The sequence below is a fragment of the Variovorax sp. 10N412 genome, assembly GCF_056394985.1.
Map to the genome: position 1 here is coordinate 24,836 of NZ_JBFTIO010000019.1, position 25,669 is coordinate 50,504.

A 25,669-nucleotide genomic window follows, 5' to 3' on the forward strand; every position below is an offset into this window, starting at 1 on the left:
AAAGAATCAGGCGCGCAAGATTTCAGCGCCGCCGATGTACGGGCGCAACGCAGCCGGCACGTTGATCGAGCCGTCTTCGTTCTGGTGGTTCTCCAGCACCGCCACCAGCGCGCGGCCCACGGCCAAGCCGGAACCGTTCAGGGTGTGCACCAGTTCGTTCTTGCCGTTGGCATTCTTGAAGCGGGCCTGCAGGCGGCGCGCCTGGAAGGCTTCGCAGTTCGACACCGAGCTGATCTCGCGGTACGTGTCCTGCGCCGGCAGCCACACTTCCAGGTCGTAGGTCTTGGTGGCGCCGAAACCCATGTCGCCGGTGCACAGCAGCACCACGCGGTAGGGCAGCTCCAGCGCCTGCAGCACGGCCTCGGCGTGACCGGTCATTTGCTCGAGCGCGTCGTAGCTGGTGTCGGGGTGCACGACCTGCACCATCTCGACCTTGTCGAACTGGTGCTGGCGGATCATGCCGCGCGTGTCTCGCCCCGCGCTCCCCGCTTCGGAGCGGAAGCACGGCGTGTGGGCCGTGAGCTTGATCGGCAGTTGCGACTCGGCCACCACCTCGTCGCGCACGAAGTTGGTCAGCGGCACTTCGCTGGTCGGAATGAGGTACAGCGCCGAATGATCGGGCGCAGGCTCGCCGTCCTGGCCGCCCTTCTTCGCGGCGAACAGGTCGCCCTCGAACTTGGGCAGCTGGCCGGTGCCGCTGAGCGTGGCGGCGTTGACGATGTAGGGCACGTAGCACTCGGTGTAGCCGTGCTTCTCGGTCTGCGTGTCGATCATGAACTGCGCCAGCGCGCGGTGCAGCCGCGCGATCGGGCCCTTCATGACGGTGAAGCGCGAGCCGGCAAGCTTGGCGCCCATCTCGAAGTCGAGGCCCAGCGGCGCGCCCAGGTCGACGTGATCCTTGGGTGCGAAGGCCAGGGGCACGGCGTTGGCGCCGGCACCGCCTTGCGGGGCCCAGCGGCGCACTTCGACGTTGCCGGTCTCGTCTTCGCCCAGCGGCACGCTGGCGTGCGGCAGGTTGGGCACGGCGAGCAGCAGCGCATGCAGTTCGGGCTGGATCTCGTCGAGGCGCTTCGATTGCGACTCCTGCTCAGCCTTCAGCGCATTGACTTCGGCCATCAGCGCGTCGGTGGACTCGCCCTTGGCCTTGAGCGGGCCGATCTGCTTGTTCAGCGTGTTTCGGCGCGCCTGGATTTCCTCGCTGCGGGTCTGCACGGTCTTGCGCTCGGCCTCGAGCGCGGTGAACGCCGACACGTCGAGGTAGGGCTGGTTCTTCTTGCGTTTTTCGAGGCCGGCCACAGCGGAGGCCAGGTCTTTGCGGAGCAGGGTGATGTCGAGCATCGGTCGATTCTAGAGTTCGGGTTTCTGGGGCTGTCAGGCGACGGTGGCGGGGTCGACGTTGGCGCCGCAGACGATCAGGCACACCTTCTCGCCCGCGCGCGGCACGTAGGCGCCGGTCTGCAGCGCCGCCAGCGGCAGCGCGGCGGCCGGCTCCACGGCGAGCTTGAGCTCCTTCCACAGCCACTGCTGGGCGGTGCGGATGGCTTCGTCGGACAGCAGCAGCGCGTGTTCGACCTGCTGCTGCGTGATCTCCCAGGCGATGTTGCCGATGCGGCGCGCGCCCAGCGAATCGGCGGCGATGCCGCTCACGTCCACGTCGACCGGCTCGCCGGCTTCGCGGGCGCGGTACAGCGTGGGGGCCTTCTCGGGCTCAAGCGCCACCACGCGGGCGCGCTTCTCGAACCAGCCGGCCAGGCCGCCGATGAGGCCGCCGCCGCCCACGCTCACGAGCACCGCGTCGGGCAGGCCACCCTGCGCTTCGATTTCGCGGCCCAGCGTGCCGGCACCGGCCACCACTTCGGGCTGGTCGTAGGCATGGGTGAGCAAGGCGCCCGATTCCTTCTGGCGCGCAAGGCAGGCGGCCAGCGCATCGGGGTACAACTGGCCGACCACGACCACTTCGGCGCCGAGCGCACGCAGGCGCGCGCGCTTGGCTTCGGGCGACACGCCGGGCAGGAACACCTGGCAAGGCACGCCCAGCGCCTGCGCCGCGGCGGCGGTGGCAATGCCGGCGTTGCCGCCCGAGGCCACGACCACGCCGCTGGCGGGAATGTCGTTGGCCAGCAGCCGGTTCATCATGCCGCGCGCCTTGAAGCTGCCGCTGACCTGCATGTGCTCCAGCTTGAGCCAGACCTCGGCGCCCCGCGCGTCGACGCCGAATGCGGCAACCGGCAGCTTCCACAGCGGGGTTTGGCGCAAAAAGTGGCCAGCACGTTCGTCCAGCCTGGCGGCGGCGCTATCGATTTCAGAGCGCCAGTGATTCGTTGTCGTGTCGTTCAAGAGATGTGTCCGGGAGGGGGAATGTCGTCGAGCTTGAGGCCCTTGGGGAGCGGAAACTTGATGGTTTCCTCGATGCCGTCCATCTTGCGCACCGACACCGCGCCCAACGCGCGCACGCGGTCGATCACCTCGCTCACCAGCACTTCGGGCGCCGAGGCACCGGCCGTGAGGCCGATGCGGGCCTTGCCTTCGAACCACTCGGGCCGGAGCTCTTCGGCGGAATCGACCATGTAGCTCTCGGTGCCCAGGCGCTCGGCCAGCTCGCGCAGGCGGTTGCTGTTGGAGCTGGTGGGGCTGCCGACCACGATCACCAGGTCGACCTGCGGGCTCATGATCTTCACCGCGTCCTGGCGGTTCTGCGTGGCGTAGCAGATGTCTTGTTGCTTGGGCTCGCGCACCTTCGGAAAGCGCGCACGCACGGCGGCGGCGATCTCGGCGGCGTCGTCCACGCTGAGCGTGGTCTGCGTGACCACGGCGAGCTTGTCCGTCTGGCCCGGCGAGACCCTGGCCACGTCGGCCACGTCTTCCACCAGGTGGATGCCGCTCGTGAGCTGGCCCATCGTGCCCTCGACCTCGGGGTGGCCCTTGTGGCCGATCATGATGAACTCGTAGCCCTCTTTCGCGAGCTTGGCCACCTCGACGTGCACCTTGGTCACCAGCGGGCAGGTGGCGTCGAAGATCTCGAAGCCGCGGTCGCGCGCCTCCTGCTCCACCGCCTTGCTCACGCCGTGCGCGCTGAACACCAGCGTGGCGCCGGGCGGCACGTCGGACAGCTCCTCGATGAAGATCGCGCCCTTGGCCTTGAGCTCGTTCACCACGTAGGTGTTGTGCACGATCTCGTGGCGCACATAGATCGGCGCGCCGAACTTGGCCAGCGCGCGCTCCACGATCTCGATGGCGCGGTCGACGCCGGCGCAGAAGCCGCGCGGCTCGGCAAGGAGGACTTCGGAAATGGCCGGGTTCATAGCACGCCGATCAGCTTCACTTCGAAAGTGACGGGCTGGCCGGCCAGCGGGTGGTTGAAGTCGAAGCGCACCGCCGTGTCGCTGGCCTCCACCACCGCACCGGCGTAGCTGCCGGTGCCGTCGGGCGTGGGGAACTGCACCACGTCGCCCGTGGCGTACTTCTCGTCGGGGTCGCCCATCTTCGCGAGCAGCGTGCGGGCCACCCACTGCTGCATGTCGGGGTTGCGCTCGCCGAAGGCCTCGCCGGCGGGCAGCTCGAAGGTGGCGTGCGTGCCCTCTTCCAGGCCCATCAGGCGCTGCTCCATGGCGGGAGAAAGCTCCCCGGTGCCCAGCGACAGGGTCGCGGGCTTGTCGGCGAAGGTGTTGATGATGTCGCCCGCGGGGCCGGCCAGCCGGTAATGCAGGGTCAGGAAGGAGCCAGAAGTCACAACTTGGGACATGGGGGCATCAGAGGTGGGCAAAGACAAGGTGGGTGTCCCGATAAACTGGCCCTCATTTTAAGGAGCGGGACTTCCACCCGGCTCCGCCAAGGTTTCACCCAGGGTTTCATGGCATTCAAGGACCTCCCTCTCGCCGCCCGCCCGCGCGAAAAACTCATCTCGCGCGGGGCCGCCGCGCTTGCGGACGCCGAGCTGCTGGCCCTGCTGCTGCGCACCGGGGTGGCGGGCCAGAACGTGCTGCAGCTGGCGCAGCAGTTGCTCGAACGCTTCGGCGGCCTGTCGGGCCTGCTGCACACCGGCCCCGACGAGCTCAAGACCGTGAAGGGCATGGGCGGCAGCGCCAAGCGCTCCGAGCTGATCGCGGTGCTCGAGCTGGCCCGCCGCGCCATGGGCGAGCGGCTGCAAGAACGCGCGGTGTTCGATTCGCCCGATACGGTCAAGCAGTACCTGCAGTTGCACATCGGCTCGCGCCCCCACGAAGTGTTCGCGGTGGTGTTCCTCGACGTGCAGCACCGCCTGATCGCGCTGGAAGAGCTGTTTCGCGGCACGCTCACGCAGACCAGCGTCTACCCGCGCGAAGTGGTCACTCGCGCCATCCACCACCAGGCCGCGGCCGTGGTGCTGTCGCACAACCACCCGAGCGGCAGCATCGAGCCCTCGCGCGCGGACGAGTCGCTCACGCAAACGCTGCGCGCCGCGCTGGCCCTGGTGGACGTGCGGGTGCTCGACCACGTCATCGTGAGCCCCGGGCAGAGTTTCTCGATGGCCGAGAAAGGGCTGCTCTGATGGCGCCGCGTCCCCCCTCCCTCAAGAACCTGGCCGACCTGAAGCAGGTGCAGCGCGTGCTTGCCGAAACGCGCGAACGCGAGGCCGCCGAAGCGGCGGCCAAGGCCGCGGCCGAACGCAGGCGCGCGGCCGAAAAAGACCTGTTCGCCCGCGCCATCGGTGCCACCGAGCCGCTGCGCCGCAAGGCGTCGGTGCCGCTCGCGCCCGATCGGCCCGCGCCCATCCCGGTGCAGCACCAGCTCGACGAGCAGCGCGTGCTGCGCGAGTCGCTGTCCGACGAGTTCGACGTGACCACGCTGCTCGACGTGGACGACGCCATGAGCTTCCGCCGCCCCGGCATCGGCACCGGCGTGACGGCACGGTTGCGCAAGGGCGAATGGTCCATCCAGGCGCAGCTCGACCTGCACGGCCTGCGCAGCGACGAGGCGCGCGAGGCGCTCGGCGGCTTCATCCGCACCGCCCACAAGCAGGGGCTGCGCTGCGTGCGCGTGGTGCACGGCAAGGGGCTGGGCTCGCCGGGCAAGCAGCCGGTGCTGAAGACGAAGGCGCAGCGCTGGCTGATCCAGAAGAACGAAGTCATCGCTTTCGTGCAGGCCAAGCCGGCCGAAGGCGGGGCGGGGGCGCTGGTGGTGCTGCTGGCGCCCGTGCGGCGCTGAGTCTCGCCCCTTCCCCCTTTGGGAGAAGACGGGGATGGGGGACACGCGGCCTTTGCACAGGCTGCGATGTCTTGATCGCCGGCGAGCCCCCACCCCGACCCTCCCCCAGCGGGGGAGGGAGCAAGACGCGGCGGCTTCAGGCCAAGTGGTTCTTCAACGGCACCGACACGTCAGCCACAGCCGCCGCATCCGGGCTGCGCCCCGCTTCGAGCAGCTTGCGGCTCATCATGTGGTCGACCGGCGCGTTCACCGACTCCACGCACACGAGCTGCCCGTCGACATAGTGGAACAGCGAGAACGCCTCGGGCTTGGGGCCCGGGCGGCGCACGCTGGTCAGGCCCGGCGTGCCTTCGGCCGGCATCAGGCCCGCCATCTGCAGGCGCATGCCGCCCTGGTCGGACCAGAACCACGCCACCGCATCATGATCGCGGCCCGCGCCGGTCAGCGTGGCGACGGCCGTGCGGGCCTGGTCGTTGGCGTTCTGCACCGATTCGAGCCGCAGCACGCGGCCCGCACGGCGGTCGGGAAAGCGTGTGCAGTCGCCCACCGCCAGCACACCGGCCGCGCTGGTCTGCATCTGTGCATCGACCACGATGCCGTCGGCGCATTCGATGCCGGCCGCTTGCGCGAGCGCGGTCTCGGGCACCGCGCCGATGCCCAGCAGCAACAGGTCGACCGGCTGCTTCACGCCGTTGACCTGCACCGACAACAGCCGGTCGCCCTCGACCTCGAACGCGCCGGTCTGCGCGCCGAGCACGATGTCGATGCCCGCCGCGCGGTGCGTGGCGAGCACGTGCGCCGACAGCTCGGGCGACACGGCGCGGCCCAGCAGGCGCGGCGCGCTTTCGATCACCTGCACCGACTTGCCGAGCGCCTTGGCGGTGGCCGCCACTTCGAGCCCGATGAAACCGCCGCCCAGCACGGTGACCCGCTCGGCCGAGGCGAGCCGCGCGCGCAGGCGATGCGCTTCATCGGCGGCGCGCAGGCTGGCGACGTTTTCCAGACCCGGCTTCAGGTCGGGCATCTGGCGCGCCCGCGTGCCGGTGGCCAGCACCAGGCGCTCCCACGGCAGCACCGCGCCGGAGCGCAGCGTGACGGTGTGCGCCTCGCGATCGATGGCCACGGCCGCATCGCCCAGGTGCAGCGTGATGCCCGCTTCGCGGTACCAGTCGGCGGCCTTGTGCGGCTGCGTGACCTCTTCGGCGCTCTTCAGGAAGGCCTTGGACAGCGGCGGGCGGTGGTACGGCTCGCAGGCCTCTTCGCAGACCAGGTGCACGCGCGCGCCCTGCCCTGCTTCCGCAAGGCCGGCACACAACTGGGCCGCGGCGTGGCCGCCGCCGATGATGACGATGGAATTCATGATGAGGAAAGCGTCTTTCGAAATCGTTGTGGGTCGGTCATTCGCCGCGATTGCGCATCCAGTCGGCGGTCTTGAAAAAAGAGTCGCGCAGGCGTTCGCGCAGGTCTTCGGGCACGCCCGTCTCGCCCATGGCCTGGTCCATGCAGGCCAGCCACTGGTCGCGCTCCTTGATGCCGATGGAGTGCCCGCCGATGCTCTGCGGCAGGTGGCGCGCGCGCAGCATCGGATGGCCGAAACGGTCGGTGTAGTGCTGCGGGCCGCCGAGCCAGCCGCACAGGAACCAGAACAGGCGCTGGCGTGCGTTGTCCAGGCTGGTGCCGTGCACGGCGCGCAGTTGCGCGTAGGCGGGTTCGAGGTCCATCAGGTCGTAGAAGCGCTCGACCAGCGCCTCCACTTTGGGTTCGCCGCCGATCCACTCGAAGGGCGTGCCGGCGGGCGGCTTGTCTTGAATCTGCATGGGCGGGAGTATCCCTCTGTGCGCTGGCTAGCCCTGCACGAGGTTCGGAATCTCCACATCGGGATTCACGTCGGCCTCGTAGTCCACGCCATCGACCGCGAAGCCGAAGAGCCGCAGGAACTCGGTCTTGTAGCCCGCGAAGTCGGTGAGCGCGTGGATGTTCTCGCTGGTGACCTGGGGCCACAGTGCCAGCACCTGCGCCTGAACATCGGGTGCCAGTTCCTTGTAGTCGGCGCGCAGACGGCCTTCGTCGTCGATGTGCGGTGCGCTGCCGTAGAGGCTCTCGGCATACAGGCCGTGCACCTGCTCGATGCAGCCCTCGTGCGTGCCCTGCTCCTTCATCACCTTGAACAGCAGCGACAGGTACAGCGGCATCATCGGAATGGCCGAGCTGGCCTGCGTGACCACTGCCTTGAGCACCGACACGCGCGCGTCGCCGCCCTTCGCGGCCAACGTCTTGCGAAGGCCGAGCACCTTCTGGTCGAGGTCTTTCTTCGCCGCGCCGATGGAGCCGTTCCAGTAGATGTCGTGTGTGATCTGCTCGCCCAGGTAGGTGAAGGCCGTGGTCCTTGCGCCGTCGGCCAGCACGCCGGCCTGCTGCAGCGCGTCGATCCACATCTGCCAGTCCTCGCCGCCCATCACGGCCACGGTGTTGTCGATTTCTTCCTGCGTGGCCGCTTCGAGCACGGTCTCCTTCACGGTCTCGTTGTCGGTGTCGAGGCCGCGCAGGTTCACCGACTTGCCGATGGGCTTGAGCACCGAGTTGAAGACCTGCCCCGTCTTCGGGTGCGTGCGCCGCGGCGCGGCCAGGCTGTAGACGACCAGGTCGACCTGGCCGAGGTCGGCGCGGATGGTGTCGATGGTCTGCTGCTTCACCGCGTCGGAAAAGCCGTCGCCGTTGATGCTCTTCGCATAGCGGCCTTCGGCGGCGGCGGCGCGGTGGAAGGCGGCGGTGTTGTACCAGCCGGGCGAACCGGGTTTGGTCTCGCTGCCCGCGCGTTCGAAGAACACGCCCAGCGTGTCGGCCCCGCAGCCGAAGGCCGAGGTGATGCGCGCGGCCAGGCCGTAGCCGGTCGATGCACCGATCACCAGCACCTTCTTCGGCCCGCCCGCGATGGGCGCCTGGGCCTTCACGTAGGCGATCTGCTGGTTGACGTTGGCCTCGCAGCCGGTGGGATGGGTCGTGACGCAGATGAAGCCGCGCACGCGGGGTTTGATGATCATGGGGAGCTCGCTGGATGGGACGCGGGACGCAGGCCGCAGGAGAGCGGCAGGAGCGCCGCAGCGCGTGGGGCGCCGCGAATTTAACCCAGGCAGGCGGCGGCACCTTCAGCAGCCACACAGGCAGGAGGCAGCCGTGGCCCACGCCGGCCTCATAGCCACGCACACATGTCGATATATGAATTGACCATTTAATGATCTGAGGTTTTATTGATATGGTCTCGCCCTGCCATCCCTCAAGGAGAAGAACATGCGCTTGAACCTGATTGCCGCGGCCGTCGCCGCGTCCACCCTGCTGCTGGGCACCGTCGCCCACGCCGACCAGCTGGCCGACATCAAGAAGAAGGGCGAGCTGGTCGTCGGCGTGCTCGGCACCGACGAGCCCGCGACCTTCGTCGACCCGAAGACGCGCCAGATCGTCGGCTACGAGGTCGACCTGGTGAACGCCATCGCCAGGAAGATCGGCGTGAAGCCGGTGCTCAAGCAGATTGCCGTGGCCGCGCGCATTCCCGAGCTGCAGCAGGGCCATGTGGACCTGGTGGCCGCCGGCCTCACGCACAACAAGGAGCGCGAGGCGCAGATCGACTTCTCGCTCACCACCTTCGTCACCGGCCAGAAGGCCATCGTGAAGAAGGACAGCGGCATCACCGAGGTGCCGCAGCTCGCGGGCAAGAAGGTGCTGACCATCCGCGGCGGCACGCAGGAGCCCAACATCCGCAAGGCGGTGCCCAACGTCGAGGTCGTGACCTTCGACACCAGCCAGCAGGCCTTCCAGGCGCTGCAGCAGGGCAAGGGCGTGGGCTACGTGGACGACGAGGCGGCGCTGCTGCGCAGCTACGCCAAGCTGGGCCCGCAGAAGGCGCAGTACGTGGTCCTCAAGCAGAACCTGAGCACCGAGGCGCTGGCCATCGGCATCAAGAAGGGCGAGAGCGGCCTGAAGGCAGTGGTGGACGACACGCTGCGCGAGCTCGAGAAGTCGGGCGAGGCGCAGAAGATCTTCGTGAAGTGGTACGGGCCGACGACGGCCTCGGGCTTCCAGACGCGCGACTTCAAGCTCGACAGCGACAAGATCGACTGACCCCCGGTCTTCGGTCTTTCTCCTTCCCCCGCTGGGGGAAGGCCGGGATGGGGGCACGCGGCCTCCATATAGGCGCCGCGCCGTAACAGCCGCCGCCGTGCCCCCACCCCAACCCTCCCCCAGCGGGGGAGGGAGCGAATCCCCCACGCGGCAGTGATACTGTCGCCCCCCATGCCCCTGTTCGACTATTCCTTGCTGCTCACCGGCAAGTACCACGACATGCTGGTCGCGGGCCTGCTGCTGTCGCTGCAGCTGCTCGTGGCCGCGCTGGTTCTGGCCCTGCCCATCGCGCTGGTGGTGGCCATGCTGCGGCTGTCGCCCTTCGCGCCGCTGCGCTGGCTGGGCTTTGCCTACGTGGAGTCGATACGCAACATCCCGCTGCTCGCCCACATGCTGTTCTGGTATTTCGGTGCGCCCGAGCTGCTGCCTGAGGGCATCAAGCAATGGCTCTATGCGGGCCACATCGAGGCCTACAGCGCCATCATCGCGCTCGCGCTCTACACCGCGGCCTTCATGGCGGAAGACATACGCAGCGGCATCCGCGCGATTCCCACCGTGCAGTTCGAGGCGGGCCGCGCCATGGGCTTCAGCTACCTCGCCACCATGCGCCGCGTGGTGCTGCCGCAGGCGCTGCGCGTGACGGTGCCGCCACTCATTTCGCAGACACTGAGCCTGTGGAAGAACACCTCCATCGCCACCGTGATCGGCGTGGCCGAGCTGATGTACCAGGCCGGCCAGGTCGAGAGCGCGACCTTTCGCAGCTTCGAGTCCTTCGCGTTCGCGAGCGCGGCATACCTGACGGTGTCGCTGGTCATCACGGGGCTGGCCACGTGGTACCAACACCGCTTTCCGGTGAGGACGATATGACGGCGTTCGAGCGACGCCGGGCCGCCCCAAGGCGCGAGCGGCCCCCTCGGGGGGCAGCGAGCACACGCGGTGCCGAGCGTGGGGGCCATTGCCGATGATCGAAATCATCAACGACTACTGGGTGTACTTCCTCATCGGGCAGTACCCCAACGGCCCGCTCGGCGGGCTGGTGCTCACGCTGCTGCTGGCCTCGTGCGGCCTGGTGCTGGCACTGCCGCTGGGCATCTTGCTGGGCCTGGCGCGCGTGAGCCCGTGGCGCTGGCTGCGCTGGCCGGTCACCGGCTTCGTGTTCGTGGTGCGCGGGGTGCCGCTGCTGATGGTCATCTTCTGGGCCTACTTCTTCCTGCCCAGCGTCACCGGCGTGAAGACCGACCAGTTCACCACCATGCTGATCGCGCTGGTCATCTTCGATGCGGCCTACCTCGCGGAGATCGTGCGCGCCGGCATCCAGGGCCTGCCGCGCGGACAGATGGAAACCGCCCGCGCGCTGGGCCTGGGCTACGGCCGCGCGATGCGCCTGGTGGTGCTGCCGCAGGCGCTGCGCAGCATGCTGCCCTCGCTGGTGAACCAGTTCGTCTCGACCATCAAGGAGACCTCGCTGGGCTACATCATCGGACTGGCCGAGGTGTCGTTCATCGCCACGCAGATCAACACGCAGGTGTTCACCAAGCCGGCCCAGATCTACCTGATCCTGGGCGGCACGTACTTCATTCTTTGCTTCGGCCTGTCGCGCTTCGCCTACTGGCTGGAACGCCGGCTCGCGCGCCGCGGCATCTCCACCGCCACCGCCAAGGTGACCGCATGATCGAACTCGACAAAGTCAACAAGTGGTACGGCAGCTATCACGCCCTGGTCGATGTGACCGAGACCATCCACAAGGGCGAGGTGGTGGTCGTGTGCGGCCCCTCGGGCTCGGGCAAGTCGACGCTGATCCGCACCTTCAACCGGCTGGAGCCGATCCAGTCGGGCCGCATCGTGGTCGACGGCCAGGACATCCACGCGAGCGGCTTGGACGTGAACGCCTTCCGCTCGCGCATCGGCTTCGTGTTCCAGCAGTTCAACCTGTTCCCGCACCTCACGGTGCTGCAGAACTGCACGATGGCGCCGATGCAGCTGCGCGGCCTGTCGCGCAAGGAGGCCGACGAGCGCGCGATGGCGCTGCTGCACCGCGTGGGCCTGTCCAACAAGGCCGATGCGTGGCCGAGCGAACTCTCGGGCGGCCAGCAGCAGCGCGTGGCCATTGCACGCGCGCTGGCCATGCAGCCGCCGCTGATGCTGTTCGACGAGCCCACCAGCGCGCTCGACCCCGAGATGGTCGGCGAGGTGCTGCTGGTGATGCGCGACCTCACGCGCGACGGCATGACCATGGTCTGCGTCACGCACGAGATGGGCTTCGCGCGCGAAGTGGCCGACCGCGTGCTGTTCATGGACGAAGGCAAGGTGCTGGAGCGCGCCACGCCCGACGACTTCTTCAACCGCCCGCAGCATCCGCGCGCGCAGCAGTTCCTGTCCGACATCCGCTCCCCTTTTGCACGCGACGCATGACGAACCTCGCATCCCTCCCTCTCATCGACGTGGCGCCCCTAATAGCGGGCACGTCCGGCCGCGACGCGGTGGCCGCGCAGATCGGCGCGGCCTGCCGCGCGCACGGCTTCTTCTATGTGACGGGCCACGGCGTCGATGCGGCGCTGGTGCAGCGGCTCGAAGACCTGAGCCACCGCTTCTTCGCGCTGCCGGAGGACACCAAGATGCGGTGGCGCATGGCGCTGGGCGGTCGTGCGTGGCGGGGCTACTTTCCGCTCGGCGGCGAGCTGACCTCGGGCCGGCCCGACTGGAAGGAAGGCCTCTACCTCGGCACCGAGCTGCCCGCCACCCACCCGCGGGTGCTGGCGAAGACGCCGGTGCATGGGCCCAACCTGTTCCCCGACCTGCCGGACTTTCGCGAAACCATCCTCGACTACATGGCGGCGGTCACGCAACTGGGCCACCGGCTGATGGAAGGCATTGCGCTGAGCCTGGGCCTCCCTGCGGCCTACTTCGCCGAGCGCTACACGGCCGATCCGCTCATCCTGTTCCGGCTGTTCAACTACCCGACGCAGCCCGCGCCCGCAGGCCTCGACGTGCAATGGGGCGTGGGCGAGCACACCGACTACGGGCTGCTGACCGTGCTGCACCAGGACCACATCGGCGGCCTCGCGGTGCACACGCCGGGCGGCTGGGTCGACGCGCCGCCCGTTGCCGGCTCGTTCGTCTGCAACATCGGCGACATGCTCGACCGCATGACCGGCGGGCTGTACAGATCGACGCCGCACCGGGTCAAGCGCAACACCTCGGGCCACGACCGGCTGTCGTTCCCGCTGTTCTTCGACCCGAACTTCGACGCGCGCGTGCAGCGCATCGAGGGCCTCGAAGGCGTCAAGGGGGCCCAGGCGCGCGACGACAGCGCCGAGCGCTGGGACCGCGCCAACGTGCACGCCTTCAGCGGGCGCTACGGCGACTACCTGCTCGCCAAGGTATCGAAGGTGTTTCCGCAGTTGCGCGACGAAGTGCTCTGAATCGCGCGGGTTGCGGCCGGCTTTTCAAGAAAGGCGCGTGCCGCACCTGATCACGGCAGCCTCGCCGCCTCCGCCGGAAACCAGCGAGGCAGGTGCGGCACCGCGTCGTTGAGCGACTCGAGCACATGGAACGCCCGCTCGACGATCGCCGCGGGCGGGTGCTTCAGGTCGGGCACCACGACCACGCGCAGGCCCGCGGCCAGCGCGGCCTTGGCGCCGTTCTCGCTGTCCTCGAAGGCAATGCATTCCGCCGGGTCCACGCCCAGGCGCTCGGCCGCGAGCAGGTAGAGCGCCGGATCGGGCTTGGCACGCGCCACTTCGTCGCCGCCCGCGAAGGCCGAGAAATGGTGCAGCACGCCGAGACTGCCCAGGCAGGCCTCGATCTGCCCGCGGGTGGACGACGAGGCCACGGCGCAGCGCGCGCCACGCGCGCGCAACGCGCCCAGCAGCTCGGCCGCGCCGGGCTTGATGGGAAACATCGGCGTGCCGTCCGAGCGCTCCAGTTGCAGGCGCTGGCGCACATGGTCGACGGCATGGCTGTAGGCCTCGGTGCCGCCCAGCAGCCCGGCCAGGATGAGCCGCGATTCCGACATCGCCAGCCCCACCACCTGCAGGTACTGGCTGTGCGAAAGCTCGATGTCGAGTGTGCGGGCGGCCTCGATCCAGGCGGCCATGATGGGGCGCTCGGAATCGATGAGCAGCCCGTCCATGTCGAAAATTGCAGCGGCGAACATCCGGTCATCCTCATGAAAAAGGGGCCGAAAGGCCCCTTCTGAAAGAAACGTGGCGGCAGTGCCGGCGGTCAGTCGCGCACCAGCGCCCGGTTCAGCCCCAGCGCCACCAGCGTGGCGACGGCGCCCGACAGCAGGTAGATGCTGACGTAGGCCAGCCCGAAGTGGGCCGACAGGCCCAGCGCGACCAGCGGTGCGAACGCCGCACCGACGAGCCAGGCCAGGTCGGCCGTGAGGGCCGCGCCGACGTAGCGGTACTTGGGGGCGAAGTTGGACGTCACGGCGCCGGCCGCCTGGCCGTACGACAGGCCCAGCAGCACGAAGCCCAGCAGGATGAAGATGTCCTGGCCGACCCGGCCGCCGTCGAGCAGCGTGGGTGCAAAGCCGCTGAACGCGGCGATCACGGCAGCCAGGCCACCCAGCGTGAAGCGGCGGCCGATGCGGTCGGCCAGCAGGCCCGAGGCCACGATGCCGGCGGCGCACAGCACCGCGCCGATCATCTGCACCACCAGGAATTCGGAGACCGACTGGTCGGAGTACAGCGTGATCCAGGACAGCGGGAACACGGTGATCAGGTGGAACAGCGCATAGCTGGCCAGCGCGGCGAAGGCACCGATCAGCAGGTTGCTGCCCTGCGAGCGCACCAGCTCGACCACGCTGGTGGGCTGCAGTTCGCGCTCTTCGAGCAGGCGCGAATACTCTTCGGTGGCCACCAGGCGCAGGCGGGCGAACAGCGCCACCACGTTGATCGCGAAGGCCACGTAGAAGCTGTAGCGCCAGCCCCAGTCGAGGAAGTCCTCGCGCGGCAGGCTCGAATACAGATAGGCGAACAGTGCGCTGGCAATGAAGAAGCCGATGGGCGCGCCCAGCTGGCCCAGCATGGCGTACCAGCCGCGGCGGTTGGCCGGTGCGTTCAGCGCCAGCAGCGACGGCAGGCCGTCCCACGAGCCGCCGAGCGCCAGGCCCTGGCCGAAGCGGAACACCGACAGCAGCACGATGGCCGTGAAGCCCAGGCTGGCATAGCCGGGCAGGAACGCGATGCCCGCCGTGGACGTGCCCAGCACGAAGAGCGCCAGCGTCAGCTTGGCTTCCCGCCCGAATCGTCGCTGGATGGCCATCGAGATGACAGTTCCGAACGGACGCGCGATGAACGCGAAGGAAAAGATCAGGAAGGAGTACAGCACGCCTTCGAGGTGCTGCTCGAACGGAAAGAAGACCGCCGGGAACACCAGCACTGAGGCGATGCCGTAGACGAAGAAGTCGAAATATTCGGAGGCGCGGCCGATGATCACGCCGACGGCGATTTCGCCGGGGGCGATGTGCGAGTGGTCGTCACCCGGGCGGGCGTCGCGTTCAGGCGAGCTCGGCTGCGGATGGGCGCCTGGCGGAGTGATGCTGGACGTCGTCATTGCTTGCTGTATTTCGAATGTCGCGGGGGCGCGCGACACATAAGGATCATGGACAACCTGTAGCGTCTCACTGAAACACGTTTACCGCCATAGGACAAAACGTCCAATAGGCAAAACCCGTCTCACGGCGTAGATTGTGGGGTCATTTTGCGCCGACCCTGCACCTCTTTTCCCCACGGCATGCACATCCTAAAGAACCTTCGCCGATCACTCCTGCTGCTTCCAGTCGCCCTCCTGGCCGGCTGTAACACGGTGTTGATGAACCCCTCCGGCGACATCGCCCATCAGCAGGGACGCCTCATCGTCGTCTCCACCGTGCTGATGCTGATCATCATCATCCCGGTGGTCGCCCTGACCATTCTTTTCGCCTGGCGATACCGCCAGTCGAACAAGGAGGCCGTCTACAGCCCCGACTGGGACCACTCCACCCAGCTCGAGCTGGCGATCTGGGCGGCGCCGCTGCTCATCATCATCGCGCTCGGCGCGATCACCTGGATCAGCACCCACACGCTGGACCCCTACCAGCCGCTGCGCCGCATCGACGCCCAGCGCGCCATTCCCGCGGACACGCAACCGCTGGTGGTCGAAGTGGTGGCGCTCGACTGGAAGTGGCTCTTCATCTACCCCGAGCAGGGCATTGCCACGGTGAACGAGCTGGCCGCCCCGGTGGACCGCCCGATCCTGTTCAAGATCACGGCCTCCTCGGTGATGAACTCCTTCTTCATTCCCGCGCTGGCCGGCCAGATCTACGCCATGCCGGGCATGGAGACCAAGCTGAACGCGGTCATCAACAAGCCGGGCGAGTTCGAAGGCTTCTCCGCCAACTACAGCGGCGCCGGCTTCTCGGGCATGCGCTTCAAGTTCCACGGCCTGAGCCACGGCGACTTCGACCAGTGGGTCGCCAAGGTCAAGACCGGCACCGAAGGCGAACTCAGCCGCGCGCTCTACCAGAAGCTCGAGGCGCCCAGCGAACGCGAGCCGGTGCGCCACTACGCGAGCGTCGCGCCCGACCTGTACGACGCCATCCTGAACCGCTGCGTCGACAGCAGCAAGATGTGCATGAAGCAGATGATGGCCATCGATGCCGACGGCGGACTGGGCAAGCCCGGCGCCTTCAACGTGGCCACCATGCAACCCTGGCAGCCCGACAACATCAATTCGCCGAAGCGTAAGTACGTCACGGCAATGTGCACTACCGAAGAATAACGATGCTCGAACACCTCGACCTCACGAAGCTGGTCTTCGGCCGCCTCTCCTGGGAGGCGATTCCCTTCCACGAGCCCATCCTGCTCGCAACCTTCGGCGGTGTGGTGCTGGGCGGCCTCGCCGTCCTCATCGCCCTGACGTACTTCAAGCTGTGGGGCCCCTTGTGGCGTGACTGGATCACCAGCATCGACCACAAGAAGATCGGCATCATGTACATCATCCTGGGCCTGGTGATGCTGCTGCGCGGCTTTGCCGACGCGCTGATGATGCGCGCCCAGCAGGCGATGGCCTTCGGCGACAACGCCGGCTTCCTGCCGCCGCACCACTACGACCAGGTCTTCACCGCCCACGGCGTGATCATGATCTTCTTCGTGGCGATGCCGCTGGTCACGGGCCTCATGAACTTCGTGGTGCCGCTGCAGATCGGCGCGCGCGACGTGGCCTTCCCGTTCCTGAACAACTTCAGCTTCTGGATGACCACCTTCGGCGCCGGCCTCGTGATGGCGTCGCTGTTCGTCGGCGAATTCGCCAAGACCGGCTGGCTGGCATACCCGCCGCTGTCGGGCATCATCTTCAGCCCCGACGTGGGGGTCGACTACTACATATGGTCATTGCAGATAGCGGGGGTAGGCACGTTGCTCTCCGGCGTGAACCTGCTGGCGACCATCGTGAAGATGCGCGCGCCCGGCATGACCATGATGAAGATGCCCGTCTTCACCTGGACCGCCCTGTGCACCAACGTGCTGATCGTCGCCGCCTTCCCGGTGCTGACCGCCGTGCTGGCCCTGCTGTCGCTCGACCGCTACGTCGGCACCAACTTCTTCACGAACGACATGGGCGGCAACGCCATGATGTACGTGAACCTGATCTGGATCTGGGGCCACCCCGAGGTGTACATCCTGATCCTGCCGGCCTTCGGCATCTTCTCGGAAGTGGTCTCCACCTTCTCCGGCAAGCGCCTGTTCGGCTACGCCTCGATGGTGTACGCCACGGTGGTGATCACCATCCTGTCGTACCTCGTGTGGCTGCACCACTTCTTCACCATGGGCTCCGGCGCCAGCGTGAACTCGTTCTTCGGCATCACGACGATGATCATCTCGATCCCGACCGGGGCGAAGATCTTCAACTGGCTCTTCACCATGTACCGCGGCCGGATCCGTTTCGAGCTGCCCATGATGTGGACCATCGGCTTCATGATCACCTTCGTGTTCGGCGGCATGACCGGCGTGCTGCTGGCGGTTCCCCCGGCCGACTTCGTGCTGCACAACAGCCTGTTCCTGATCGCCCACTTCCACAACGTGATCATCGGCGGCGTGCTGTTCGGCATGCTGGCGGGCATCACCTACTGGTTCCCCAAGGCCTTCGGCTACAAGCTCGACCCGTTCTGGGGCAAGTGCTCGTTCTGGTTCTGGATCGTCGGCTTCTGGACCGCCTTCATGCCGCTGTACGTGCTCGGCCTGATGGGCGTCACGCGCCGCATGAGCCACTTCCAGGACATGTCGCTGCAGATCTGGTTCCAGGTCGCCGCCTTCGGCGCCGTGCTGATCGCACTGGGCATTGCGTGCTTCATCATCCAGCTGGTGGTGAGCTACATCCGCCGCGATTCGCTGCGCGACACCACGGGCGACCCATGGGACGGCCGCACGCTCGAATGGTCGACCTCGTCGCCCCCGCCGGCCTACAACTTCGCGTTCACCCCGCGCATCCATGACAACGACGCCTGGTCGGACATGAAGGCCCGCGGCTACCAGCGCGCACTGGACGGCTTCAGCCCGATCCACATGCCGAAGAACACGGCCGCCGGCTTCGTCATCGCCGCACTGAGCGCGGTGCTCGGCTTCGCCATGATCTGGCAGATGTGGCTGCTGGCCGGCGTGAGCTTCGTCGCCATGCTGGTCGCCATCATCGTCCACACCTTCAACTACAAGCGCGACTACCACATCCCCGCGGATGAAGTGGTTCGCACCGAAGACGCGCGCACGCGCCTCCTGGCTGCCCATGTCTAACAGCACCACCCTCCCCTCCAGCCACACGAACACCGTGGGCAACGCCGCGAGCGTGCCCACCTTCGAGCTGTTCAACGTCCGCAACGAAGACCACCATCCGGAGAACGGGACCCTGCTGGGGTTCTGGCTCTACCTGATGAGCGACTGCCTGATCTTCGCGTGCCTGTTCGCGGTGTACGGCGTGCTGGGCCGCAGCTACGCGGCCGGCCCTTCGGGCGCCGACCTGTTCGACCTGCCGCTGGTGGCGATCAACACCTCGCTGCTGCTGCTGTCGTCCATCACCTACGGCTTCGCCATGCTGCAGATGCAGCAGCGCCGCATGGGCGGCGTGTTGGTGTGGCTGGCCATCACCGGCCTGCTGGGCGCGGGCTTCATCGGCCTGGAGCTGTATGAATTCGCGCACCTGATCCACGAAGGCGCCGGCCCGCAGCGCAGCGCCTTCCTGTCGTCGTTCTTCGCGCTGGTGGGCACCCACGGCCTGCACGTGACCTTCGGCATCATCTGGCTCATCGTGCTGATGGTGCAGCTGCCCAAGCACGGCTTCACCGCCGCCAACCGCCGCCGCCTGATGTGCCTGTCGATGTTCTGGCACTTTCTGGACGTGGTCTGGATCGGCGTCTTCACCTTCGTGTACCTGATGGGATCGCTGCAATGAGCGCGCATATCGACAACGCCGGCCACGGCGCACATGGCCACGACGACCATGACGACGGTCCCGTGAGCCACAGCACCTTCAAGGGCTACATGACCGGCTTCGTGCTGGCCGTGATCCTGACCGCCATTCCGTTCTGGCTGGTGATGGCCAAGGTGTTCGACAAGCCCAACACCACCGCCCTGGTCATCCTCGCTTTCGCCGTGGTGCAGATCGTGGTGCACATGGTGTATTTCCTGCACATGGACGCCAAGTCCGAAGGCGGCTGGAACCTGCTGGCACTCATCTTCACCATCGTGGTCGTGGTCATCACGCTGGCCGGCTCGCTGTGGGTCATGTACCACATGAACACCAACATGATGCCGTCCATGCACGACATGAAGAACATGCCCTGATGGCAGTGCCGGCAGTCCGCCAGCGTTCGGCCGCCGCGCGGGTGGCGCTGGCGGTCTTCGGCATCATCGCCTTCGCCGGGTTCTTCGCACTCGGCACCTGGCAAGTCGAGCGCCGGGCCTGGAAGCTCGATCTCATCGCCCGCGTCGACCGGCGCGTGCACGCCCCGGCCTCCGCGGCCCCGGGGCAAGGCGAATGGCCCGCCATCAGCGCGGCGAACGACGAGTACCGGCACCTTCGCATCGCCGGCACCTTCCTCCACGACAAAGAGACCCTGGTGCAGGCCAGCACCCGGCTCGGCGCCGGCTTCTGGGTGCTCACCCCGCTGAAGGCCGCCGACGGCACCACGGTGCTGGTCAACCGCGGCTTCGTGCCACCCGAAGCGCGTGAACGCCAGGCGCGCACCACCCCCGAGCCCCAGGGCGAGACGACCGTCAACGGCCTGCTGCGCCTCACCGAGCCGAACGGCGGCTTCCTGCGCAAGAACGACCCCGCGGCCGACCGCTGGTTCTCGCGCGACGTGCAGGCCATTGCCGCGGCGCGCGGCCTGACGAAGGTGGCGCCCTACTTCATCGATGCCGAGGGGGCACCGGCGCAGGCAGCGCCGTCCACCGACACACCCGCATGGCCCGCCGGCGGCCTGACGGTCATCGCCTTTCCCAACAGCCACGCCGTCTATGCCTTCACCTGGTACGGCCTGGCGCTGATGGTGCTGGGCGCGGCGTGGTTCGTCTGGCGCGACGAGAAGCGCCGAGGGTCACCGGAGTGAGCCCCGAGGGTGCGGCGAAAATGCAGGCCATGCCGACGCCCACCCCACCCAAGATGTTCGCCACGACCGAGGCTGTCGCGGGCGAGCTGCCTGCCCCCCGCGTCGGGTTCTCGACCCTGGACAACGCCACTGGCCACCAGAACATGCTGCAACTGATCCAGCTGCGCTGGTTCGCCGTGGTCGGGCAGGTGGTCACCATCTTGCTGGTGCACTACGGCTTCGCCATCCGGCTGCCGCTGGACCACATGCTGCAGGTGCTGACCTGCCTGGCGCTCTTCAACATGGTCAGCCTGTGGCGCTCGCGCAGCCCCCGGCGCGTGACCAACGGCGAACTGTTCCTGGCGCTGCTGATCGACGTGGCCACGCTCACGGCGCAGCTCTACCTGAGCGGCGGCGCGACCAACCCCTTCGTGTTCTTGTTCCTGCTGCAGGTGACGCTGGGCGCGGTGCTGCTCAAGCCCTGGTCGATCTGGACCATCGTAGTCATCACCAGCCTTTGCTTTGCGCTGCTGGCGCTGTTCTCGCGCCCGCTCGCGCTGCCGCTGGACCACGACCGCGGCCTGTGGAGCCCCTACATCCAGGGCATGCTGGTGTGCTTTGCGCTGAACGCGGCGCTGCTGGTGATCTTCATCACGCGCATCAGCCGCAACCTGCGCGCGCGCGATGCGCGGCTGGCCGACATGCGCCAGCGCGCCTCGGAAGAAGAACACATCGTGCGCATGGGCTTGCTGGCCTCGGGCGCGGCCCATGAACTGGGCACGCCGCTGGCCACGCTGGCGGTGATCCTGGGCGACTGGCGCCGGCTGCCGCACTTCAGCTCCGACCCCGAACTGCTGACCGAAGTGGCCGAAATGGAACTGCAGATCCAGCGCTGCAAGAGCATCGTGAGCGGCATCCTGCTGTCGGCCGGCGAGGCGCGCGGCGAGTCGTCCGAGGAAACCACCGTCAGCACCTTCCTGGACGCCCTGGTCGCGGAATGGCGCACCACCCGCCCCATCGAGGACTTCGAGTACGACAACCGCTTTGGCCGCGACCTGCCCATGGTCTCCGACTCGGCGCTCAAGCAGATGATCTGCAACGTCCTCGACAATGCACTGGAGGCGTCGCCGCACTGGCTGCGCCTGGAAGCGGCGCACGACGCCGACACGCTGACCATCACCGTCACCGACGCGGGCCCCGGCTTTCTGCCGGCCATCCTGAAGGAGTTCGGCAAACCCTACCAGTCGAGCAAGGGCCGCCCCGGCGGCGGCCTGGGGCTGTTTCTGGTGGTCAACGTGGCGCGCACGGTGGGCGGACGCGTCGCGGCGCTCAACCGGCCCGAGGGCGGCGCCATCGTGAAGATCACGCTGCCGCTGGCGGCGATCGTGCTGGAAGAGGAAGAAGTGGAAGAAGAGGAAGAAGAGGACGTCGCGTTCGTCGGGAACGACGCCCTCCCGGCGAGCGGAACCATCGAATCGGAAGGCCATGACAGACACCGAAGCTGAGCGCCAGTTGCTGATCGTCGAGGACGACGACGCTTTCGCGCGCGCGCTCGGCCGCTCGTTCGAGCGCCGCGGCTACGGCGTGGCGCAGGCGACCAACCTCGTGGAGGTCGAGTCCCTGCTGGCCGCCAGGTCGCCCGGCTACGCGGTGGTCGACCTGAAACTCAACGGCGAGGCCTCGGGCCTGGCCTGCGTGCAGATCCTGCACCGTCACAACCCCAAGATGCTGATCGTGGTGCTCACGGGCTTCGCCAGCATCGCCACCGCGGTGGAGGCCATCAAGCTGGGCGCCTGCCACTACCTGGCCAAGCCGTCGAACACCGACGACATCGAGGCCGCCTTCGGCCGTGCGGCCGGCACCACCGAGGTGGAGCTGACCAACCGCTCCACCTCGATCAAGACGCTCGAATGGGAACGCATCCACGAAACGCTGGCCGAGACCGGCTTCAACATCTCGGAGACCGCGCGCAGGCTCGGCATGCACCGGCGCACGCTGGCGCGCAAGCTGGGCAAGCAGCAGGTCAAATAAGGCCGGGCCGGGCCGGGCCGAGCCGGGCCAGGCCGGCACGGTGCGGTTCTTGCAACCCGTCTCCCCCATCCACCCCACGCGCATGAGGTACCGATGACAGCTCCTTCACAGACGCAACCCGCGGCACGCAGCACCCTCCTGGCGGCACGCGACCAGACGGCGATGGAAGAACTCTTCAACGCGCTGAGCCACGGCCTGGGCCTGGTGCTGGCCATCGCCTCGCTGCCCGTGCTGGTCTACAGCGCGGCGCAGAAGGGGCAGGCCGCGGGCGTGGTCGGCGCCTGCCTGTTCGCGGGCACGGCGATCGTGCTGTACCTGATTTCCACGCTGTACCACGCGCTGCCCATGGGCCGCGCCAAGGCCTGGTTCAACCGGCTGGACCACGCGGCCATCTACCTGTTCATCGCGGGCAGCTACATGCCCTTCCTGTTCGGCGTGCTGCGCGGGCCGCTGGGCTGGACGCTGTTCGGCGCCATCTGCGCGGCCGCGGTGCTGGGCGTGAGCGCCAAGCTGTTCAACCGGTTGCAGCATCCGCTGTGGTCGACCGGGCTGTACGTGGCGATGGGCTGGATGGCGCTGATGGCGGCCGTGCCGCTGTACGAGCGCATGTCGGCGGCAGGGCTGGGCTGGCTGGTGGCAGGCGGGCTTTTCTACACGGCGGGCGCCGTGGTGTTCCTGTTCGACAACAAGGTGCGCTTTGCGCATTCGGTGTGGCACCTGTTCGTGCTCGCGGGCAGCACCTGCCATTTCTTCGCCGTGCTCTGGCACGCGCACGGCTGAGCGCCTGCCTCGGTGCGCACGGCCGAGCCTGCGCCTCAGTAATGCGGCGGCAACTCGTCGCGAGGATTGCTCCCCGAGCCGTCCTGCATCGCGTTCTGGCTCTGCTCGCGCAGTTGCGCAACCTGCCGGATCAGCCGGTCGATCTGTTCCTGCTGGCGGTAGATCGTCATGTTCAGTTGCTCGAGCAGGTCTTCGGCGTAGCTGGACTTGATCTCGAGTTCGGTCAGCCGCTCTGCGAGCGCGTTCGGTGAATGGTCCATGCCGCTATTGGACAGGAAGATCGAGTGCTTCCTTGTGACACCCTGCCTTGCTCCCTCCCCTTCCGGGGGAGGGCTGGGGTGGGGGCAAGCGGCATGTCAAACACCAGCGGCTTTTGCGAAGGCCGCGTGCCCCCGTCCCAGCCTTCACCTGTCAGGGGAAGGAGCAAGACGTCCCCTCAGCAAGCCGGCGACTTCAACGCCCCCGCCGCCTCTTGCGCCTGCGCCTCGCCGCGCAGGAACACGAACACCACCAGCGCCGTCAGCACCGTCACCCCCGCCAGCACGCACAGCAAGGTGCCGAACGCAGCGCCGTACGCCTGAAGCAGCACCGCGCGGTCGATGCCGGGCAGCAACGCCATCGCCTGCGACAGGTCGCCCGTCGTCATGCGCTGGGCCGCCTGCGACGCCCCGGCGTCATGGCCCAGGCGCCCCAGCTGCGCCGCCACCAGCGCCGCGAGCCCCGCCCCGACCAGCGCCAGCGCAATGCCCTCGCCCGCCACCCGCACCGTGTTGAAGATGCCCGACGCCATGCCCGCGCGCTCGCGCGGCACCACGCTCACGGCCAGCCCGTCCATCAGGCCCCACGGCAGGCCGATGCCCGCGCCGATCAGCAGCAGCGCCCCGGCCAGTTCGTGCAGCGGCGCGCCCGGCGCGCAGCGGCTCAGCCAGACCAGCCCGGCCGCGCACACCAGCAGCCCGACCGCGGAAATCGCACCGGCCGAGAACCGGTGCGCCAGCCACGCGGCCAGCGTCGGCACCACGAGGATGGGCCCCGACAGCGCGAACATGATGCTGCCCGCCTCCAGCGCGCTGCGCCCTTCCAGCCCGATGAAGCGAATCGGCAGCAGCACCAGCAGCACCACGAAGCCATAGGCCGGCGCCGCGGCCAGCAACTGCACGCCGACGAAGCGCGGAAAGCGGAACAGCGTCAGGTCGAGCATCGGGTGCGCCACGCGCCGCTCGATGGCGATGAAGGCCGCACCCATCAGCGCCGCGCCCGCCAGCGGGCCGACGACCCACGGGCTGCCCCAGCCGCTGTCGGGCGCCTGCAGCACGCCCAGCGTGAGCAGGCTCAGCGCGGCGGTGAAGGTGATGGTGCCCGGCAGGTCCAGGCCCATCGCGTGCGGATTGCGCGACTCGCGCATGCAGGCCGCGGCCATGCACAGCGCCACGAGGCTGACAGCCCCGGGGCCCAGCATCACGGCCTGCCAGCCGAACGCCACGGCCAGCCAGCCCGACAGCGCGGAACCGCACGACAGCCCCACGCCGAACGCGGTGCCGATGAGGCTGAACGCCCGCATGCGCGCCGCGCCGTCGAACACCTGCGCCAGCGCGGCCGTGCCCGCCGCGAAGGCCGCGGCCGAGCCCAGCCCCTGCAGGGCGCGCGCGAGGTCGAAGGCCACGATGCCCGGCGCCAGCGTCAGCAGCGCACTGCCCAGCGCCATCACCGCGAGCCCCAGCAGGAACACCCGCTTGCGGCCGTACGCATCGGCCAGCGCGCCGGCGGCCATCAGCGTGGCGCCGAAGCTCAGCATGAAGGCATTGGTCACCCAGTTCAGTTGCACCGGGCTGCCGCCGAGCGCGGCATGCACGGCGGGCAGCACCACGGCCGGGCCGGTGAAGCTCAGCGGCATGCCCAGCGCGGCCAGGCAGACGGCGGCGAGCAGCCAGTTCTTGGAGGAGGACGAGAGCATCGAAAAAGCGCCTTCGCGCAGAAAGAACAAGAAGGGGCAAAGATAAAAAGGATTCAATGGAATGAGAATGGCGCCTTTGATCCTCAGACCCCCAACCCAAGGTTGCCAATCCATGGACAGCTTCAGCGGACTCGAATCCTTCGTGCGCGCGGCGGACCTCCTGAGCTTCGCCAAGGCCGGCCGGCTGCTGGGCATCTCGGCCTCCGCCGTGGGCAAGAACGTCGCACGGCTGGAACAGCAGCTCGGGGTGCGCCTATTCAACCGCACCACGCGCCACACGCGGCTCACGCAGGAGGGTGCGATGTTCCACGAGCGCTGCCGCCGCATCCTCGACGAACTGGACGACGCGCGCGCCATGATGCAGGACGCAGTGGCCGCGCCGCGCGGCCGCCTGCGCGTGAGCCTGCCGACCATCGGCTATCGCTTCCTGCTGCCGGTGCTGCCGGCCTTCAAGGCGCGCTTTCCCGAGATCGAGCTCGACCTCGACTTCAACGACCGGCTGGTCGACGTGATCGCCGAAGGCGTGGACGTGGCCATCCGCAGCGGCGAGCTGGTCGACTCGCAGCTGGTCGCGCGCCGGCTCGGCCCGTTCCATTTCGTGCTGGCGGCGTCGCCCGCCTATTTGGCGCGCCACGGCGTGCCGCTGGTGCCGGCCGACCTCGCGCGGCACGCCTGCCTGCGCTACAAGTTCGTCACCGGCGGCAAGGTCGAGGAATGGGACCTGCCCGGCCTGCCCGAACAGCTGCCGCCGGGCCTGCTGTGCAACAACATGGAGGCCATGCTGGGCGCGGCCGTCGCGGGCCTCGGCGTGGCCTACATGCCCGACTTCCTGGCGCGCGATGCGCTGGGCCGCGGCGAACTCCAGCGTGTGCTGGCCACGCACCTGGTGCGCCAGGGCCAGTTCTCCGCGCTGTGGCCGTCGAGCCGGCAGCTCTCGCCCAAGGTGCGCGCGTTCGTGGATTTCGCGGGCGAGCACATGTTCAAGCCAGCCGGCGACGCCACCGGCATTGAGAACTAAGGCTTAAAGTTTCCGGCGG

At 68.1% G+C, this 25,669-nt stretch carries 27 protein-coding genes; 16 read left to right on the top strand and 11 right to left on the bottom strand.

Features of this window, described 5'->3' with window-relative positions; translation table 11 throughout:
• Positions 1-6 precede the first annotated feature (6 nt).
• The 4 genes from serS to AC1DJH_RS28655 are packed head-to-tail and all read right to left on the bottom strand — an operon-like array spanning position 7 to position 3,742.
• A complete protein-coding gene (gene serS, locus AC1DJH_RS28640; protein WP_435484694.1) occupies positions 7-1,338 on the bottom strand; it encodes a serine--tRNA ligase in 1,332 nt (443 codons plus the stop codon).
• Positions 1,339-1,371: 33 nt separating this feature from the next.
• Positions 1,372-2,337 (bottom strand): threonine/serine dehydratase, encoded by a 966-nt coding sequence (locus AC1DJH_RS28645; RefSeq protein WP_478188000.1) that lies wholly within the window; start codon positions 2,335-2,337, stop codon positions 1,372-1,374.
• Positions 2,334-3,302, bottom strand: coding sequence for a 4-hydroxy-3-methylbut-2-enyl diphosphate reductase (ispH, locus tag AC1DJH_RS28650; RefSeq protein WP_478188001.1), 969 nt, complete (start codon positions 3,300-3,302; stop codon positions 2,334-2,336). Before ispH ends, AC1DJH_RS28645 begins: the two co-directional genes overlap by 4 nt.
• On the bottom strand, positions 3,299-3,742 hold the full coding sequence (locus AC1DJH_RS28655) for an FKBP-type peptidyl-prolyl cis-trans isomerase (RefSeq protein WP_435436136.1): 444 nt from the start codon (positions 3,740-3,742) through the stop codon (positions 3,299-3,301). The genes ispH and AC1DJH_RS28655 overlap by 4 nt, the downstream gene beginning before the upstream one ends.
• A gap of 108 nt (positions 3,743-3,850) precedes the next feature.
• Between AC1DJH_RS28655 and radC the strand changes: the two genes are divergently transcribed.
• Positions 3,851-4,528: a RadC family protein gene (gene radC, locus AC1DJH_RS28660; protein ID WP_478188002.1), complete on the top strand. Its 678-nt coding sequence runs from the start codon at positions 3,851-3,853 to the stop codon at positions 4,526-4,528.
• On the top strand, positions 4,528-5,184 hold the full coding sequence (locus tag AC1DJH_RS28665; RefSeq protein ID WP_472121204.1) for a Smr/MutS family protein: 657 nt from the start codon (positions 4,528-4,530) through the stop codon (positions 5,182-5,184). The genes radC and AC1DJH_RS28665 overlap by 1 nt, the downstream gene beginning before the upstream one ends.
• Positions 5,185-5,320: 136 nt before the next feature.
• Here the strand turns inward: AC1DJH_RS28665 and AC1DJH_RS28670 are convergent, their stop codons facing one another.
• The 3 genes from AC1DJH_RS28670 to fabV are packed head-to-tail and all read right to left on the bottom strand — an operon-like array spanning position 5,321 to position 8,225.
• Positions 5,321-6,544, bottom strand: coding sequence for an NAD(P)/FAD-dependent oxidoreductase (locus tag AC1DJH_RS28670; protein ID WP_478188003.1), 1,224 nt, complete (start codon positions 6,542-6,544; stop codon positions 5,321-5,323).
• A gap of 37 nt (positions 6,545-6,581) precedes the next feature.
• Positions 6,582-7,001 (bottom strand): group II truncated hemoglobin, encoded by a 420-nt coding sequence (locus AC1DJH_RS28675; protein ID WP_472121199.1) that lies wholly within the window; start codon positions 6,999-7,001, stop codon positions 6,582-6,584.
• A gap of 27 nt (positions 7,002-7,028) precedes the next feature.
• Positions 7,029-8,225 (bottom strand): enoyl-ACP reductase FabV, encoded by a 1,197-nt coding sequence (fabV, locus tag AC1DJH_RS28680; RefSeq protein WP_478188004.1) that lies wholly within the window; start codon positions 8,223-8,225, stop codon positions 7,029-7,031.
• A 247-nt stretch (positions 8,226-8,472) separates the two neighbouring features.
• On the opposite strand from fabV, the gene AC1DJH_RS28685 reads away from it, so the two are divergent.
• The 5 genes from AC1DJH_RS28685 to AC1DJH_RS28705 all read left to right on the top strand — a co-directional run bounded on the left by AC1DJH_RS28685 (position 8,473) and on the right by AC1DJH_RS28705 (position 12,722).
• Positions 8,473-9,300: an ABC transporter substrate-binding protein gene (locus tag AC1DJH_RS28685; protein WP_435484700.1), complete on the top strand. Its 828-nt coding sequence runs from the start codon at positions 8,473-8,475 to the stop codon at positions 9,298-9,300.
• A 171-nt stretch (positions 9,301-9,471) separates the two neighbouring features.
• A complete protein-coding gene (locus AC1DJH_RS28690; protein ID WP_478188005.1) occupies positions 9,472-10,167 on the top strand; it encodes an amino acid ABC transporter permease in 696 nt (231 codons plus the stop codon).
• Positions 10,168-10,261: 94 nt separating this feature from the next.
• Positions 10,262-10,972 carry an amino acid ABC transporter permease gene (locus tag AC1DJH_RS28695; RefSeq protein ID WP_435484702.1) on the top strand — a complete coding sequence of 237 codons (711 nt, stop codon included), beginning with the start codon at positions 10,262-10,264 and terminating at the stop codon, positions 10,970-10,972.
• Positions 10,969-11,712, top strand: a complete 744-nt coding sequence (locus tag AC1DJH_RS28700) for an amino acid ABC transporter ATP-binding protein (RefSeq protein WP_478188006.1) — start codon at positions 10,969-10,971, stop codon at positions 11,710-11,712. The genes AC1DJH_RS28695 and AC1DJH_RS28700 overlap by 4 nt, the downstream gene beginning before the upstream one ends.
• Positions 11,709-12,722 carry an isopenicillin N synthase family dioxygenase gene (locus AC1DJH_RS28705; RefSeq protein WP_478188007.1) on the top strand — a complete coding sequence of 338 codons (1,014 nt, stop codon included), beginning with the start codon at positions 11,709-11,711 and terminating at the stop codon, positions 12,720-12,722. Before AC1DJH_RS28700 ends, AC1DJH_RS28705 begins: the two co-directional genes overlap by 4 nt.
• A 50-nt stretch (positions 12,723-12,772) precedes the next feature.
• Here AC1DJH_RS28705 and AC1DJH_RS28710 read toward each other — a convergent pair whose 3' ends face one another.
• Both AC1DJH_RS28710 and AC1DJH_RS28715 read right to left on the bottom strand, forming a co-directional pair.
• Positions 12,773-13,456, bottom strand: coding sequence for an HAD family hydrolase (locus tag AC1DJH_RS28710; RefSeq protein WP_478188008.1), 684 nt, complete (start codon positions 13,454-13,456; stop codon positions 12,773-12,775).
• A 68-nt stretch (positions 13,457-13,524) separates the two neighbouring features.
• Positions 13,525-14,862, bottom strand: coding sequence for an MFS transporter (locus tag AC1DJH_RS28715; RefSeq protein WP_435436124.1), 1,338 nt, complete (start codon positions 14,860-14,862; stop codon positions 13,525-13,527).
• 180 nt (positions 14,863-15,042) lie between these two features.
• Here AC1DJH_RS28715 and cyoA point away from each other — a divergent pair, with 180 nt between their 5' ends.
• The 8 genes from cyoA (at position 15,043) to trhA (ending at position 22,678) form a co-directional block, all read left to right on the top strand.
• Positions 15,043-16,068: a ubiquinol oxidase subunit II gene (gene cyoA, locus AC1DJH_RS28720; protein ID WP_478188009.1), complete on the top strand. Its 1,026-nt coding sequence runs from the start codon at positions 15,043-15,045 to the stop codon at positions 16,066-16,068.
• 2 nt (positions 16,069-16,070) lie between these two features.
• A complete protein-coding gene (gene cyoB / locus AC1DJH_RS28725; RefSeq protein WP_435484707.1) occupies positions 16,071-18,074 on the top strand; it encodes a cytochrome o ubiquinol oxidase subunit I in 2,004 nt (667 codons plus the stop codon).
• Positions 18,067-18,729, top strand: coding sequence for a cytochrome o ubiquinol oxidase subunit III (cyoC, locus tag AC1DJH_RS28730; RefSeq protein WP_478188010.1), 663 nt, complete (start codon positions 18,067-18,069; stop codon positions 18,727-18,729). Before cyoB ends, cyoC begins: the two co-directional genes overlap by 8 nt.
• Positions 18,726-19,121, top strand: coding sequence for a cytochrome o ubiquinol oxidase subunit IV (gene cyoD / locus AC1DJH_RS28735; RefSeq protein ID WP_435484709.1), 396 nt, complete (start codon positions 18,726-18,728; stop codon positions 19,119-19,121). The genes cyoC and cyoD overlap by 4 nt, the downstream gene beginning before the upstream one ends.
• Positions 19,121-19,888 (top strand): SURF1 family protein, encoded by a 768-nt coding sequence (locus tag AC1DJH_RS28740; protein ID WP_478188011.1) that lies wholly within the window; start codon positions 19,121-19,123, stop codon positions 19,886-19,888. Before cyoD ends, AC1DJH_RS28740 begins: the two co-directional genes overlap by 1 nt.
• Before the next feature lie 53 nt (positions 19,889-19,941).
• Positions 19,942-21,372: an ATP-binding protein gene (locus AC1DJH_RS28745; RefSeq protein WP_478188068.1), complete on the top strand. Its 1,431-nt coding sequence runs from the start codon at positions 19,942-19,944 to the stop codon at positions 21,370-21,372.
• Complete coding sequence (locus AC1DJH_RS28750; protein WP_478188012.1) at positions 21,353-21,898, top strand: response regulator transcription factor; 546 nt, start codon at positions 21,353-21,355, stop codon at positions 21,896-21,898. Before AC1DJH_RS28745 ends, AC1DJH_RS28750 begins: the two co-directional genes overlap by 20 nt.
• 93 nt (positions 21,899-21,991) lie before the next feature.
• Positions 21,992-22,678, top strand: a complete 687-nt coding sequence (gene trhA, locus AC1DJH_RS28755) for a PAQR family membrane homeostasis protein TrhA (protein ID WP_478188013.1) — start codon at positions 21,992-21,994, stop codon at positions 22,676-22,678.
• Between the two features lie 35 nt (positions 22,679-22,713).
• Here the strand turns inward: trhA and AC1DJH_RS28760 are convergent, their stop codons facing one another.
• The gene (locus AC1DJH_RS28760; RefSeq protein ID WP_472121159.1) at positions 22,714-22,938 is read right to left on the bottom strand and encodes a SlyX family protein; all 225 of its coding nucleotides are present in this window, start codon (positions 22,936-22,938) and stop codon (positions 22,714-22,716) included.
• 176 nt (positions 22,939-23,114) lie between these two features.
• The gene (locus AC1DJH_RS28765; RefSeq protein ID WP_478188014.1) at positions 23,115-24,632 is read right to left on the bottom strand and encodes an MFS transporter; all 1,518 of its coding nucleotides are present in this window, start codon (positions 24,630-24,632) and stop codon (positions 23,115-23,117) included.
• 112 nt (positions 24,633-24,744) lie between these two features.
• On the opposite strand from AC1DJH_RS28765, the gene AC1DJH_RS28770 reads away from it, so the two are divergent.
• Positions 24,745-25,650: a LysR family transcriptional regulator gene (locus tag AC1DJH_RS28770; RefSeq protein ID WP_478188015.1), complete on the top strand. Its 906-nt coding sequence runs from the start codon at positions 24,745-24,747 to the stop codon at positions 25,648-25,650.
• The last annotated feature ends 19 nt before the right edge of the window (positions 25,651-25,669 follow it).